Origin of the sequence: Pseudoflavonifractor sp. 60, assembly GCF_009911645.1 — a bacterium.
In the GTDB taxonomy this organism is placed as follows: Bacteria; Bacillota; Clostridia; order Oscillospirales; family Oscillospiraceae; genus Lawsonibacter.
In genome coordinates this window covers 14,900-28,498 of the sequence record NZ_QWKI01000176.1, presented here as the reverse complement: position 1 = coordinate 28,498, position 13,599 = coordinate 14,900, and the positions used below count along the sequence as shown (strand labels likewise).

Sequence of the window (13,599 nt, the reverse complement as noted above, 5' to 3'; positions counted from 1 at the left end):
AACAGCTTTGGCAACAATGCGGAAAAAGACACGGCTGGCTGCCGTGCCTTGAACCGTAATTCTTATTGTAATAGGAGGTGTGTCAGGTATGGCGCTGGAATCATTCTTTGCGCGGCTGTTTGGATCAGAGCCAGAGGAATCGGAGGAGTCGGAAGAGACGCAGGAGGAGCAGCTTCCCCAGGAGGCCCCGCCGTCCCCCCAATCCCAGGTGCCTGAGCTGAACCTGTCCCCGGAACATGCGGTGAATCAGCTGTGGTCACTGCGCCAGAGCGCACTGCCCTTTCCCAAGTTCCAGCTGGAGGGCTGGGAGTTTATGGAGGACGCCAAGGTACAGTCGGAGCTGGGCCGGCTTCAGCTGGCGGTCACCATGGCGGCCAACCGGCGTCTGGCGGAGCACAAAAAGGAGGGGGAGCAGCCCCCCAATCTGGATGCCCAGGTGGTGGTCTTCCTCTCCGGAGATAAGCTGTTTGCCTGGCTTTTTGCCTTCCCCCCTGTGGGGGAGGGCGCCGAGCTGACCCAGGAGATGCTGGAAGGAGCCTTGAAGGAGAAAAATGTGTGCTTCGGCCTGACCGAGGGCCTGTTGGAACGGCTCCCCCAGGCAGAGGACCGGTATTACCACCTGTTCCTGGCCGCCCGGGGCACACCGGTCATCCATGGGATCGATGGGCGGGTCGTGGACCTGTTCAATCGGGTCCAGGAGCGGGTCGTAACGCTGGATGAGTTTAACCGGGTTGATTATACATCAATCAACGCGGTCCAGAATGTGGAGAAGGGCGGCGTCATCTGCCGCATCATCCCACCAAACCCCGGCGTGCCAGGGCACACGGTGCTGAACGAGGAAATTCCGCCCAAGGAGGGCAAGGTGGCTGTCGCTCCCAAGGGGCGCAACACGGAGCTGTCGGAGGACGGCAGCCGCCTGGTGGCGTCCCGGACCGGCCACGTGGAGTTCAACGGCCGCACCTTCCAGGTCAAGCCCGTGCTGGAGATTGGCGGAAATGTGGACTTCTCCACAGGAAATATCAACTTTTTGGGCGACATACATATTCAAGGGGATATCTGTACCGGCTTTGAGGTCCGGGCCATGGGCAACATTGTGGTAGAGGGCGTTGTGGAGGCCAGCACCGTGGAGGCCGGCGGCGACCTGATAATGGTCAAGGGGGCCCAGGGAGGCAACCAGGCGGTGCTCCGGGCCAACCACAGCCTGTTTGCCAAATATTTGGAGAACTGCTGTGTCTACGCCAGGGAAAATTTGCAGACGGACTGCATTATCAACTGCGATGTCTACTGCGACGGGGTCGTGGAGGTGCGCTCCGGCCGGGGAACCATTATCGGCGGCAGCGTCTGGGCGGCCCGAGAAGTGAAGGCCTCCATTGTGGGGGCCCGCTCCGAGTGCCACACCGACATTTTTCTGGGGGGCCTGCCCTGCCAGGACTTTGACCGTGAACTGCTGCTGCGGGAGATCAGCAGTGCGGAGGAGAAAATGGCCCAGGTGGAGCAGCAGCCGGACAGTCCCACCAAGCTGACCCAGATGGGCAAGCTGCGGATGCAGCTGTCCTTAAACCGGATGAAGCTGGAGCAGGCCTCAAAGGAACTGGAGCAGCAGGAGGAGTCCCAAGAGGATCAGGGGCTGCGGCGGCTGACCTGCGGCGTGGCCTATCCCGGCACCTCCCTGACCATCGGCAGCGCCACCAGCCGCACCCGGCACGAGGTCCACGCCTGTATGGCCATGCTGGTGGGGGACGAAATCTCCTGGGGATGATATGGAAGGAGTGAGACCGTTTTGAATACCGCTCTGCCAAAGGATCAATTGCAGGAGGTACTGGACCGGATTACCCGGGAGGTGACCCGGGAGTCAGTGGGCATCCAGCTGGCCCAGGGGGAAAGCAGCCCCGGTGAGGACCTGTGTACGGTGCATATCGGCTTCAGCCAGGGCTTCCACTCCACGCTGTCTCTGCGGGCAGACACGGCCATGCTGACCCGGCTGACCCAGTCCTTTATCCAGGAGGAGAATGTGATCCCTCAGGACGTGGAGGATGTGGCCAAGGAGTATTTCAATGTGCTGTGCGGCCAGATCTCCTCCGCTCTGTTTCAGGCCACCAAAATTGCCTCCCGTTTCACCGTGCCCGCATTTCAGCAGGGGAGCTTCAGCCCGGAAGATTACCAGGAACAGTTTGTGCTCAGCTACGCCGATGAAAACAACGGTTCCGCTCAGCTGGTCCACTTTGTCCCTGTCACCGGGGAGCAGCCTGAGACAGGGGATACAACACAAACGAATGAAGAAAAGAGGAGATAGTATGGGAAAGCGTGTCATGGTTGTGGACGACTCCCGCATTCAGGAAATTCAGATGCGAAAGCTGTTGGAGGACAGCGACTACGAGGTAGTGGCCTATTTCCGCAGCGGAGAGGACGCCATTGCCGGCTATGGGCAAGCGGACCCCGATGTGGTGACCATGGATATCATCATGCCCGGTATGGACGGCCTGGAGACGGCCCGCGCCCTGCTGGAGGAGCACCCGGAAGCCCGGATCGTGATGGTGTCCTCCCTGGCCTATGAGGATACCTATGAGGAAGCCAAGACGCTGGGGGCCAAGGGCTTTGTGGATAAGCCCTTTGAGCGGGAGCGGCTGCTTCATGCGCTGGATGAGGCGCTGGCCAGCGAGGCATAACAGAATCAAGTCAGGGGGACGTCCGGGCGGCGTCCCCCTTCTGCTGGCTCCAGAGGGGGAAATCACGAAAGTTTGTGGGAGGAAAAGGGCAAAAATAGGTGAAATCATGATTATCCTGCCGCCTTCACGAATTGACTTCCCTATTTATCTATGGTATACTGTTGCGGAAACGGAGCGCTGCACGGGAGTGCGGTATTTTTGCGCACCAAGGGCGAGGGAGACGTGAGGACCATGCCAGATATAGTAGAGACAGAAGAGGCGTGTCAGAAGCCGGAAAAACCCCGGCCTCCCAAAGGGGAGCGGAAGCTCTGGATTTTGTTGGGAATAGCGGTGGCCTGTCTGGCACTGACCCTGGGCGCGTGGATTGGCTCTGCCCAATCGCCGGAGGACGTGTGGACAGGCAGCGAGGAAGAGACCATATCCGATACCATTGCACCCCGGCTGCTGGGGGTCCAGGACCTGACGGTGGCCATGGGCGGGACCGTCTCCTACCGGGAGGGGGTATCCGCCGTTGACGATGTGGACGGAGAAATCTCCTTTCAGGTGGACGCCGGAGCGGTGGACCTCACAACCCCAGGGGACTACCCGGTGATCTACTCCGCCCAGGACCAGGCGGGCAACCGGACTGAGGTCTCCGCCACGGTGACGGTGATTGAGACCCTCACCGTGGACCAGGACATAGAGGAACCCGACGAGGAGGACCCATCTGAGGGCGGCGGCCAGCCTGGCATCCCTCTGGACCAGATCACCCGGGAGGATGTGGACGCCCTGTCCGACCAGATTTTGGCCCGCATCACCAATGACAGCATGAGCCAACGGGAGAAGGCCAAGGCCATCTTTGATTTTGTTAACAAACATGTGCGGTATATCGGCACCTCGGACAAGTCCAGCTGGATTGTGGGCGCTTATGTGGGCTTGACCCGGGGGCGGGGGGACTGCTACAACTACTTTGCCTGCTCCAAGGCTCTGCTGACCCGGGCGGGCATCTCCAATGTGGATTTGCAGCGGGTCGGCGGTACCAGCCGGCACTACTGGCAGCTGGTGAACACGGGAGACGGCTGGTACCACTTTGACGCCTGCCCCCACCCCAACGGCTATCCCCTGTACGCCTTTATGATCACCGAGACCCAGGCGCGAGCCTACACCGAGCAGGCCAGCGCCGCCCGCCAGAACTACTATGTCTATGACTATGCCTCCTGTCCGGTGCGGGCAGTGGGGATGCCGGAGGAGGATTTGCCGCCTGAGGAGAATCCCGACGGCTCTCAGCTCCCGGAGAACCCTGACAGCTCCCAGCTCCCGGAGAATCCAGACGGCTCCCAGCTTCCGGAGAATCCTGACGGCTCCCAGCTCCCGGAGAATCCAGACGGCTCCCAGCTCCCGGAGAATCCAGACAGCGTTCAGCAGCCCATGGAGGAGTTTCCGGATTGGCTGAAGCCCGGCGATACCTCCAAACCGCCGTCAGAGGAGGGGCCGGAGGAGGCTCAGACTCCGGAGGGGTCCAGCAGCAGTCCGGAGGACGCCCAGCTGCCGGAAAATTCCGACAGCTCCCAGCTCCAAGAAAATCCCGACGGGTCCCAGCCGCCGGTACAGGAAGGGGAAAATCAGCTTGCAGCGTAATGTGTTGGAATATCTGGAGGCCACCGCCCCCCGTCTGCCCGACAAGGTGGCCTTTCACAACGGCGCCGAAGGGCTGACCTTCGGCCAGGTCTCCCAAGCCGCCCGGGGCATTGGCACCTTTTTGGCCCGGAAGGGGCTGGAGCGGGAGCCGGTGGTGGTTTTCATGGAGAAAAATCCCAAGTCGGTGGCCGCCTTTTTTGGAGTCGTCTACTCGGGCTGCTTCTATGTACCCATTGACGAGGAGATGCCCCTGTACCGAGTGGAGCTGATCTTCCAGACCCTCAATCCCCGTGCCGTCCTGTGTGACAGCAAGACCCGGGCTCTGGCGGAGGAGCTGGGCTGTACCGGCGGACTGTACGACTACGAGGAGGCGGCCGCCTGCCAGCCCGACCAGCCCCTGCTGGACCGCATCCGGGCCGCCCAGCTGGACACCGACCCGCTGTACATCGTCTTTACCTCCGGGTCCACCGGCGTACCCAAGGGGGTCATGGCCTGTCACCGCTCCGTCATTGACTACGTTGAGCAGCTGTCCGCCGCCCTGGGCTTCAACGAGGACACAGTATTTGGCAACCAGACCCCGCTGTACTTCGACGCCTGCCTGAAGGAGCTGTATCCCACCATCAAATTCGGGGCCACCACCTACCTCATTCCCAAGAGCCTGTTCCTCTTCCCCCTGAAGCTGGTGGACTATCTGAACGAGCACAAGATCAATACGGTGTGCTGGGTTGTGTCCGCCCTGACCATGATCTCCGGCCTGGGGGCGCTGAAAAAGACGGTCCCCCAGCATTTACATACCATCGCCTTCGGCAGTGAGGTGTTCCCCATCCGCCAGTTCAAGCTGTGGCGGGAGGCTCTGCCCCAGGCCAAGTTCACCAACCTGTACGGCCCCACCGAGGCCACCGGCATGAGCTGCTTCTACCATGTGGACCGGGATTTTGAGGAGGGAGACGCCATCCCCATCGGCGGTCCCTTCCCCAACACGGGCATTCTGCTGCTCACTGAGGACAATCTGCCCGCCGCCCCCGGAGAGGTGGGGGAGATCTGCATCCGGGGCACCTGCCTGACCATGGGCTACTACCGGATGCCCGAGAAGACGGCAGAGTGCTTTGTCCAGAATCCCCTGAACGACGCCTACCCCGAGCTGATTTACCGTACCGGCGACCTGGGGCGGTACAACGACCGGGGGGAGCTGGTGTTTGTCTCCCGTAAGGACTATCAAATCAAGCACATGGGCCACCGGGTGGAGCTCCAGGAGATCGAGGCCGCCGCCGCGACCCATCCGGAGGTGGCCGCCGCCTGCGCCGTCTTTGACCCGGAGAAGGACCGCATCCAGCTGTACTACACCGGCGGGGCGGAGCCAGGGGAGCTCACCGCCTTTTTGAAGAGCCGCCTGCCCCGGTATATGATCCCCAACCGCATGGAGCGGCTGGAGCGCCTGCCGCTGACCCCCAACGGCAAAATCGACCGCAAGGCCCTGGCAGCGGGCCAGGTCCCGGCGGGCGTTTAAAGAGTCCCTGCCCCTGTTGAGGGCAAATTCAGAATACAAACAGGAATTCAAACTCGAATCATCACAATTAGTATTTAAAGTTAAGGGAGAATTATTATGGAAGAACTGTTGAGCATCCTGCGGGAGATCCATCCCGACGTGGACTTTGAGACCTGCAATACCCTCATCGACGACCAGATTCTGGATTCCATCGACATCGTGACCCTGGTGGCCGAGATCAGCGACGCCTTCGACGTGGAGGTCCCGCCCGAGGCCTTGGTGCCGGAGAATTTCAACTCCGCCAAGGCCCTGTGGGAGATGATCCAGCAGCTGGACGAGGCCTAACCGGAGATGAGTTTTGCTTCAACCCAGTTCCTGGCCTTCTTTGGAGTCCTTTTCCTGCTGTACTACACCCTCCCCAGGCGGTTCCAGTGGAAGCTGCTGCTGGTGGGGAGCCTGTTTTTCTACAGCTTCGCCGGCTGGTGGTGCCTGATTTACATTGGCGTCACCACGGTGACCACCTGGTTCACCGCCCGGAGGATGGCCGCCTTGGCCCGGGAACAGGACGCCTGGCTGAAGGAACACCGGGCGGAGCTGTCCAAGGAGGAGCGCAAGACCCGGAAGGCTCAGGACAAGAGGGTACGCTTTCGCTGGCTGCTGGGCTGTCTGCTGCTGAACTTCGGCATTCTGGCGGTGGTGAAGTACACCAACTTCGTGCTGAGCAACATCAGCGGCGTACTGGCCCTCTTCGGTGGGGGGACCCTGCCAATTTTCTCCCTGGTCCTGCCCATGGGCATCTCCTTCTACACCTTCCAGGCTATGGGCTACCTTATTGACGTCTACTGGGGCAAGTGTCCGGCGGAGGGCAGTCTGGGAAAATTTGCCCTTTTTGTCACCTTCTTCCCCCAGCTGATTCAGGGACCTATCAGCCGCTTTGGCGACCTGAGCCCCACTCTGTACGAGGAGCACCCCTGGAACGGCCGGCAGATTGCCATGGGCGGGGAGCGCATCCTATGGGGACTGGCCAAGAAGCTGATCGTGGCCGACCGGCTGGCCATCCCTCTGCGAACCCTGGTGGCCGACCCGGAGCAGTACAGCGGGGTATATGTGCTGGCGGTGATCTTCCTCTATGCCGTCCAGCTCTACGCCGACTTCACCGGCGGCATTGACATCACCATCGGTGCGGCCCAAATGCTGGGCGTCCAGGTGACAGAGAACTTCATCCGGCCCTTCTTCTCCAAGAACGTGGCGGAGTACTGGCGGCGGTGGCACATCACCATGGGTACCTGGTTCCGGGACTACCTCTTCTACCCCATGTCGGTATCCAAGCCCATTTTGAAGCTGCACCAGAGGTGCCGGAACCGGTTTGGCCGCTTCGGCAAGCACGTCTCGGTCCATACATGCAGCCTGATCCTCTGGTTCGTCACCGGAATTTGGCACGGGGCCAGCTGGAACTTTATTGTCTGGGGTATGCTCAACGGCATTGTGATTATCATCTCCCAGGAGCTGGAACCCCTCTATGACAAGTTCCACGCCCGTTTTCCCCGCCTGCGGGGAAGCCGGGGCTGGGACCTGGTCCAGATACTGCGCACCTTCTGGCTCATGGGGGCCATCCGGGTCCTGGACGTATACCGGGACGTACCCCTCACCTTCCGCCAGCTGGGCACCGTGGTCACCTCCCTCCGGCCCCAAGCGCTGTGGGACGGCTCCTTCCTGGAGCTGGGGATCGGCGCCGGGGACTGGCTGGTGGCCGCTGTGGGTGCAGGCGCCATGCTGGTGTGCAGTCTGCTGGGGCGGCGGGAACCGGTGCGGCAACGGCTGACCCGGGAGCATCCCCAGCTGGCCTGGGCCGGGTGTACGGCGCTGGTGCTGCTCATTGTGATTTTCGGGGTGTACGGCATCGGTTTTGACGCAGCCCAGTTTATCTACAACCAATTCTAGGGGGGCGGAGCTGTGAAAAAGACGATTTTAACCGCCGCCCTCTGGTGCTGTATCGGCGGCGCGGCTCTGTATTTCCTCAACGCGCTGTTTATGCCCAAATACATGAGCGAGGTCCCCGAGGGGGCGCTCATTGCGGAGTACTACCAAGAGGAGACCGGCCACGACGTAATCTTCATTGGGGACTGCGAGGTCTATGAGAACTTCTCCCCTGACCTGCTGTGGCGGGAGTACGGCATCACCAGCTACATTCGGGGCAGCGCCCAGCAGCTGATCTGGCAGTCCTACTATCTGATGGAGGAGACACTGAAGTACGAGACCCCCAAGGTGATGGTCTTCAACGTCCTGTCTATGAAGTACGGCCAGCCCCAGAGCGAGGCCTATAACCGGCTCAACCTGGATGGAATGAAGCTTTCCAGGCAGAAGCTGGCTGCCGTCCGGGCCTCCATGACGGAGGAGGAGAGCTTTCTCAGCTACCTCTTCCCCTTGCTGCGCTTTCACGACCGGTGGGGGGAGCTGACGGGGGAGGACGTGAAGTATCTCTTCCACCGGGATATGGTGTCCGACAGCGGCTATCTGATGAATGTCCAGGTCCGCCCGGCGGAGAACGTGCCCCCGGGCAAGCCTCTGGCCAACTACGACTTTGCCCCGGTGTGCTGGGACTATCTGGACAGGATGGCCGACCTGTGCCAGGAGTACGGCGTTCAGCTGGTGCTCATCAAGGCTCCCAGCCTCTACCCCTACTGGTACGACCAGTGGGAGGAGCAGATCAAGGACTACGCTGCCCGGCGGGGTCTGCCCTACCTCAACTTCCTGAAGCTGACAGAGGAGCTGGGCATCGACTTCAACACCGACACCTACGACAGCGGCCTGCACCTGAACCTGTATGGGGCGGAGAAGCTGTCCCGGGGGTTTGGGACCTGGCTGACCCAAAACTGCCCGGTGGAGGACCGCCGGGGTCAGGAACCCTATGAGGCCGTCTGGCAGGAAAAAAGCGCCGTCTACGCCGCCCGGAAGGAGCGGCTGGAGGCGGAGTGGAATGAGTTGAATGAAGGAGGATCATCATGAAACGAACATTGCTATGCGCCCTGCTGGCCCTGGCGGCTGTCCTGTCGCTGGCGGCCTGCGGCGGAAAACCCGGAAGCGCCGGTTCAGGAGACAGTCAGACGGGCCAAACCAGCCAGGGCGGCCAAGCCAGCTCCGGGGACCAGTCCCGCCAGCCCGGCGGCGCCGACGTGGGGGAGTATGTCTTCCGCGCCAACGGAGTCAACGTGTCCATCAACGATGATATGGCCGGCGTGCTGGCCGCTCTGGGAGAACCCCAGAGCTACTTTGAGGCGGAGTCCTGCGCCTTTGAGGGTCTGGACAAGACCTACACCTACTCCGGCTTTGTCATCACCACCCGGCCCGAGGGGGAGAAAGATTATGTCAACTCCATCCTCCTCACCGACGACAGCGTGACAACCCCGGAGGGGATCTTCATCGGCTCCTCCGGCGACGACGTGATTGCCGCCTACGGCCAGAGCCCCGCCGGCTTTGCAACTCTGCTCACCTACACCAAGAACGGCACCGTCCTGAACTTTGTGCTCAGTGAGGACAAGGTGATCTCCATCGAGTATCTGGCAGAGTGACTTTGAACAGGGACGGAAACTCCACTGCTGCCGGACAAAAATCCCCCTTACGCGGATGCACAGCTCCGCATAAGGGGGCGTTTTTATAGTCAGACGGGAGAAGCGGAAATCCTCTGGAAAACCCGGCAAAGGCCGGCAGTCCTGGGACAAATTGGAGCGGAATCTCAAAGGTCTACAAGCTCTGTGCGCCGGTCTATATCCTGTCAATGCGCCACACCATCCACCTAATCCGCTCACTCTGTAAGAACAAACAGTGTCCCCAATTTATGGGTTCTTCTCCAACCAGCGAACTGCACAGTGGGCCAGACAGGCGGAACCGATGGGACAGACCTCCTCATTGAACCGGACCCTGGGATTGTGGGCGGGCGCGTCTCCCCGCTCGTCCAGATAGCCGGCTGAGAGGTACATAAATACGCTGGGGACCTTTTCTGCAATGACCGCAAAGTCCTCAGATGCACTGGCCGACATATCGGGGACGGGGGTCAGACCGGGGACCGGCAGCCCCTGCATATAGCCCACCATTTCCTCTGTCATGGCGGCATCGCAGACCAGCGGCGGCACCTGGGAAATCATCTCAATTTCAGCCGACCCTCCAAATACCGCTGTGGTCCCCTGGACGGCCTCCTTCAGCCGCCGCACCAGCTTCTCCCGGCTGGCGCTGTCGTCGGTGCGCAGAGTCCCCTGAAGAACGGCGGTGTCGGGAATGATGTTAGGGGCGGAACCCGCAGAGAAACTGCCAATGGTCAGCACACAGGCCTTGCTGGGGGCCGCCTCCCGGGCAATCAGCGCCTCCAGAGCCAGATAGATATGGACTCCAATATTGATGGGATCAATGGAACTGTGGGGATAGGCGCCGTGGGCTCCCTGGCCGTGGACGGTGATCCGAAAGCCGTCCACAGAGTACATCATGGTCCCGCCGCTGTTGTACATGAACAGGCCAACCGGCATCCTGCCGGAGCCCACATGGTAGGCCAGCGCCCCGTCCACACCATCCAGAATACCATGAGCCATCATGTCACGCGCGCCCTCGAAGGTCTCCTCGGCAGTCTGGAACATAAACCGGATCCGGCCGGACAGCTTAGATTCCTGTTCCTTCAGCAGCTTGGCCGCCGTCAGCAGCATAGCGGCATGGAAATCGTGGCCGCAGGTGTGGGCCTCGGTGCCGGTGGGACAGGCAAAGCTCTCACCGCTCTCCTCTGGCATGGGCAGCGCGTCCATATCCGCCCGGAGCAGAAGAGTCCTGCCTCCCTCCCGGCCCAGCTCCGCCGTCACACCATGGCCGCAGGGGCGCGGCTCCAGACCATAATTTCTCAATTGCTCCATCACGTAGGCCTGGGCTTTGGGCATATTCAGGCCCACCTCTGCGTGGCTGTGCAGCCATCGGCGGTGGGCAACCGTCTCCTCGCGCAGCTCCAGCGCCTGTTCATAAAAATTCATAGCGATCCCACCTCATTAGGACTGTAAAATCCCGGAAAAGCGTCGAGTAAATTGTAGCAAAAGGCGACGGTTTCGTCAATAGCGCTGGCGTCCGCCCCAGGGCAGCAGCATGCTTGGAGAAACGTCCGCTGTAAATCCTCTGGCCTTTCCTGAATGCGATCAATTCCTGGGTTGTAGTTTATCATATTTTCCGATTATTTAAAATGGGGCGGCCCCTGATCTGCACTGCAAAATATAGTGGCATTTCTGGAAATATGTGATACAATGAAAAGGGGTGTCTCAATTGCTGAACAAAGGTACTGGGAAGTTCAAGCAAAAGCTTTTGAAATCAGTCTCTCGAAAAATGGTTCTTCTGCTGCTCATCTCGGCGCTGATTTTCACCATGGGGCAGTATGCTGTGATCCTGATCGGCAATGAGACGAACGCCCGCAGCCATCTCCGGGAGCTGGAGGCGTCCTACCAGCAGCTTGACCATATTGACGCCGCCTTTCTGCAGGACGAAGCGACCATACAGGCGGCCCAGGCGGTGTTGAGCGGAGAGCAGGGGGCCGCGCGGCTCCAGCAGCTGGTACGCAGGCTGAATCTGCAAAGTCCGGTCTCCAGCGAGTTTATCCTGAGCGACCTCCACGGCAATGTTCTGGCGGCGTCCTTCCCCGGAAGCACCCTCTCATCCTATTTATGGAACTACAACGCCGCCATCTGCTACCATGCCCGCAGCTGTGAGGAGGACGAGATTTACCGCTCCGTCTACTACGACAACAGCACCTATTCCGACCGCATGTTTGTGAAACCGGTCTATCGGGACTCCACCCTCCTGGGCTTTTTGACCCTCTATCTCTCCGGCGCCGGGTGGAACTACGACCTGTCTGAGACCAATTTCGACGGTGTAATTACCGACCTCCGGGGCAACATCATGTACAGCAGCAAGCAGGCCTTCGCCTCGGTAGACAACAAATTCAGCTGCAACAGGCATGGCTCTGTGGAGCTCAATGGGCTGCGCTACTGGATTCTCGGCGAGACCACCGCCGACGGCCGTGCCATCATTTATTCTCTGGTCTACTATCCCCGCAATGACGCCCTGACCACCGGTCTGATTGCCCTGGCCCTGGCCGCTGCAGCCTGGTACATTACAGCAAGGAACGTATTCTCGGTCATGGCGGACAGCAACGCCGCCAGTGTGGAGTATTTAGTGCAGGAGCTCCGGTACATCCGCACAACAGATTCCGGGCACCGCATTGTGATGGACAGCGACGACGAGTTCAGCGAGGTGGCGCATCAGACAAACTATATGCTGGACGCGCTCAAGGAACTGAACGAGCGCAATACCGAGCTTCTGCGTCGGAACAACCGCATTGAGATTGAACAGCTTACCGCTCAGATGAACCCCCACTTTCTCTACAATACGCTGGAGGTCATTCGGGCTCTGGCGCTCTTTGACGGGGTCAAGGCCGAGCAGGTCATTACAGAGCTGACCCAGGTGCTGCGTTACAGCGTGGATTTTTCCCGGGATGAGGTGCCGCTCCGCGACGACATTTTTTACATCCAAAATTATCTCAATATTCAAAAGGTCCGTTTTGGCGACCGCTTCCACTGCCAGCTGGACATTGCGCCCGAGTGTTTGACCTGTATGGTACCAAAGCTCCTGCTTCAGCCCCTGTTGGAAAACAGCATTAAGTACGGCTTTCGCAATACCATGGATCTCCACGTCCGTGTGGAGGGCCGGCTGGAGGGCGGGACGCTCCTGTTTCGTGTGGCCGACGACGGAGGCGGGATGGAGGAGGAACAGGCGCTGGAGCTACAGGCACAGCTGGCCTCCCACGACCGCAACTCCCCCTCCATCGGACTGCGGAATTTGTCCCGCCGTCTATATCTGAAATACGGCAGCAAAAGCGGCGTGGAAGTGTTGAACGACGAGGGGCGGGGCTTTGAGGTACTCGTCCGCATTGAGGATCGGAGGGAGCCGGCATGTATCAAGTCTTGATTGTAGAAGATGAGGAGATTATCCGCAAGGGGTTGGTATATGGCATCCCCTGGAGCGATATGGACTGCTGCGTTGTGGGGGAAGCTGCCAATGGCGTGGAGGGCGTCCAGCAGATCAACAAGCTGAACCCAGATATTGTCATTGTGGACATCAATATGCCGGTAAAGGACGGCCTGGAGATGCTGCGCGAGACCATTAGCAGCCACCATTTTTCCTCGGTCATCCTCTCGGGCTACTCCAGCTTTGACTATGCGAAGACTGCCATGCACCTGGGCGTAACGGAATATCTGCTCAAGCCCATCAACCGGGAGGAACTTTGGACGGCGGTGGAACACGCCAAGCAGCGCCAGGAGATGCGTCATGCGTGGGTCGACCGCCGGCAGGAGCAGGGGGAACTTCTGCACCTACAGCTGATCCAAAAGACGGTGGACGAGGAAACCGATCAGGTTGTGCGCCAGATGCTGGAATTCATCGAACAGCATTTCAGCGAGAAGATTGTGATGCAGGATGTTGTCAGCAGCCTGAATTATAGTGAGACATTTTTGAATAAACGCTTTAAAAAGGTAACTGGTATGACCTTTACCGAATACCTGAACCGGTTCCGCATTCAGAAGGCGGTGGAAATCTTAAACAAGGAGAGCACCTCCTCCCCCGAGGTGGGCTATCTCTGCGGCTTCAGCACACCCAAGTACTTTAAGGATGTATTCCGCAAATACGTGGGATGCACGCCCAAGGAGTATCGGGAGGCGGCCCGGAAGCATCAAAAATGGCCTGAGACCCAATAGGGATCTCAGGCCATTGTGTTTTGATAACGGCCCCGTCTGGGGAATGGCGGGGCCGCAG

12 protein-coding genes are annotated in these 13,599 nt (G+C 59.8%); 11 read left to right on the top strand and 1 reads right to left on the bottom strand.

All coding sequences use genetic code 11. The features are described 5' to 3' along the window. The first annotated feature begins 88 nt into the window (after positions 1-88). The 9 genes from D1646_RS18175 to D1646_RS18135 all read left to right on the top strand — a co-directional run bounded on the left by D1646_RS18175 (position 89) and on the right by D1646_RS18135 (position 9,338). Complete coding sequence (locus D1646_RS18175) at positions 89-1,759, top strand: FapA family protein (protein WP_160637817.1); 1,671 nt, start codon at positions 89-91, stop codon at positions 1,757-1,759. A gap of 21 nt (positions 1,760-1,780) precedes the next feature. Continuing rightward, a complete protein-coding gene (locus D1646_RS18170) occupies positions 1,781-2,293 on the top strand; it encodes a chemotaxis protein CheX (protein ID WP_160637816.1) in 513 nt (170 codons plus the stop codon). A gap of 1 nt (position 2,294) precedes the next feature. Next, complete coding sequence (locus D1646_RS18165; RefSeq protein WP_160637815.1) at positions 2,295-2,666, top strand: response regulator; 372 nt, start codon at positions 2,295-2,297, stop codon at positions 2,664-2,666. Positions 2,667-2,897: 231 nt separating this feature from the next. After that, entirely contained in the window at positions 2,898-4,283 is a 1,386-nt protein-coding gene (locus D1646_RS18160) for an immunoglobulin-like domain-containing protein (protein WP_160637814.1), read from the top strand. Then, positions 4,273-5,790, top strand: coding sequence for an amino acid adenylation domain-containing protein (locus D1646_RS18155; RefSeq protein ID WP_201754752.1), 1,518 nt, complete (start codon positions 4,273-4,275; stop codon positions 5,788-5,790). Before D1646_RS18160 ends, D1646_RS18155 begins: the two co-directional genes overlap by 11 nt. A 96-nt stretch (positions 5,791-5,886) precedes the next feature. Further along, positions 5,887-6,114, top strand: coding sequence for an acyl carrier protein (locus tag D1646_RS18150; protein WP_160637813.1), 228 nt, complete (start codon positions 5,887-5,889; stop codon positions 6,112-6,114). A gap of 6 nt (positions 6,115-6,120) precedes the next feature. Beyond that, a complete protein-coding gene (locus D1646_RS18145) occupies positions 6,121-7,710 on the top strand; it encodes an MBOAT family protein (RefSeq protein WP_160637812.1) in 1,590 nt (529 codons plus the stop codon). 12 nt (positions 7,711-7,722) lie between these two features. Then, positions 7,723-8,775, top strand: coding sequence for an SGNH/GDSL hydrolase family protein (locus tag D1646_RS18140; RefSeq protein ID WP_160637811.1), 1,053 nt, complete (start codon positions 7,723-7,725; stop codon positions 8,773-8,775). Continuing rightward, positions 8,772-9,338 (top strand): hypothetical protein, encoded by a 567-nt coding sequence (locus D1646_RS18135; protein WP_160637810.1) that lies wholly within the window; start codon positions 8,772-8,774, stop codon positions 9,336-9,338. Before D1646_RS18140 ends, D1646_RS18135 begins: the two co-directional genes overlap by 4 nt. A gap of 264 nt (positions 9,339-9,602) precedes the next feature. On the opposite strand, the gene D1646_RS18130 is transcribed toward D1646_RS18135, so the two are convergent. Further along, the gene (locus D1646_RS18130) at positions 9,603-10,775 is read right to left on the bottom strand and encodes a M20 family metallopeptidase (protein ID WP_160637809.1); all 1,173 of its coding nucleotides are present in this window, start codon (positions 10,773-10,775) and stop codon (positions 9,603-9,605) included. A gap of 283 nt (positions 10,776-11,058) precedes the next feature. On the opposite strand from D1646_RS18130, the gene D1646_RS18125 reads away from it, so the two are divergent. Further along, a complete protein-coding gene (locus D1646_RS18125) occupies positions 11,059-12,756 on the top strand; it encodes a histidine kinase (RefSeq protein ID WP_243154236.1) in 1,698 nt (565 codons plus the stop codon). Further along, entirely contained in the window at positions 12,741-13,541 is an 801-nt protein-coding gene (locus D1646_RS18120; protein ID WP_160637808.1) for a response regulator, read from the top strand. Before D1646_RS18125 ends, D1646_RS18120 begins: the two co-directional genes overlap by 16 nt. The last annotated feature ends 58 nt before the right edge of the window (positions 13,542-13,599 follow it).

Coding starts and splice junctions, on each gene's coding strand:
- D1646_RS18175 (WP_160637817.1), top strand. CDS start 89: ATGGCGCTGGAATCATTCTTTGCGCGGCTGTTTGGATCAGAGCCAGAG.
- D1646_RS18165 (WP_160637815.1), top strand. CDS start 2,295: ATGGGAAAGCGTGTCATGGTTGTGGACGACTCCCGCATTCAGGAAATT.
- D1646_RS18160 (WP_160637814.1), top strand. CDS start 2,898: ATGCCAGATATAGTAGAGACAGAAGAGGCGTGTCAGAAGCCGGAAAAA.
- D1646_RS18150 (WP_160637813.1), top strand. CDS start 5,887: ATGGAAGAACTGTTGAGCATCCTGCGGGAGATCCATCCCGACGTGGAC.
- D1646_RS18145 (WP_160637812.1), top strand. CDS start 6,121: ATGAGTTTTGCTTCAACCCAGTTCCTGGCCTTCTTTGGAGTCCTTTTC.
- D1646_RS18135 (WP_160637810.1), top strand. CDS start 8,772: ATGAAACGAACATTGCTATGCGCCCTGCTGGCCCTGGCGGCTGTCCTG.
- D1646_RS18130 (WP_160637809.1), bottom strand. CDS start 10,775: ATGAATTTTTATGAACAGGCGCTGGAGCTGCGCGAGGAGACGGTTGCC.
- D1646_RS18120 (WP_160637808.1), top strand. CDS start 12,741: ATGTATCAAGTCTTGATTGTAGAAGATGAGGAGATTATCCGCAAGGGG.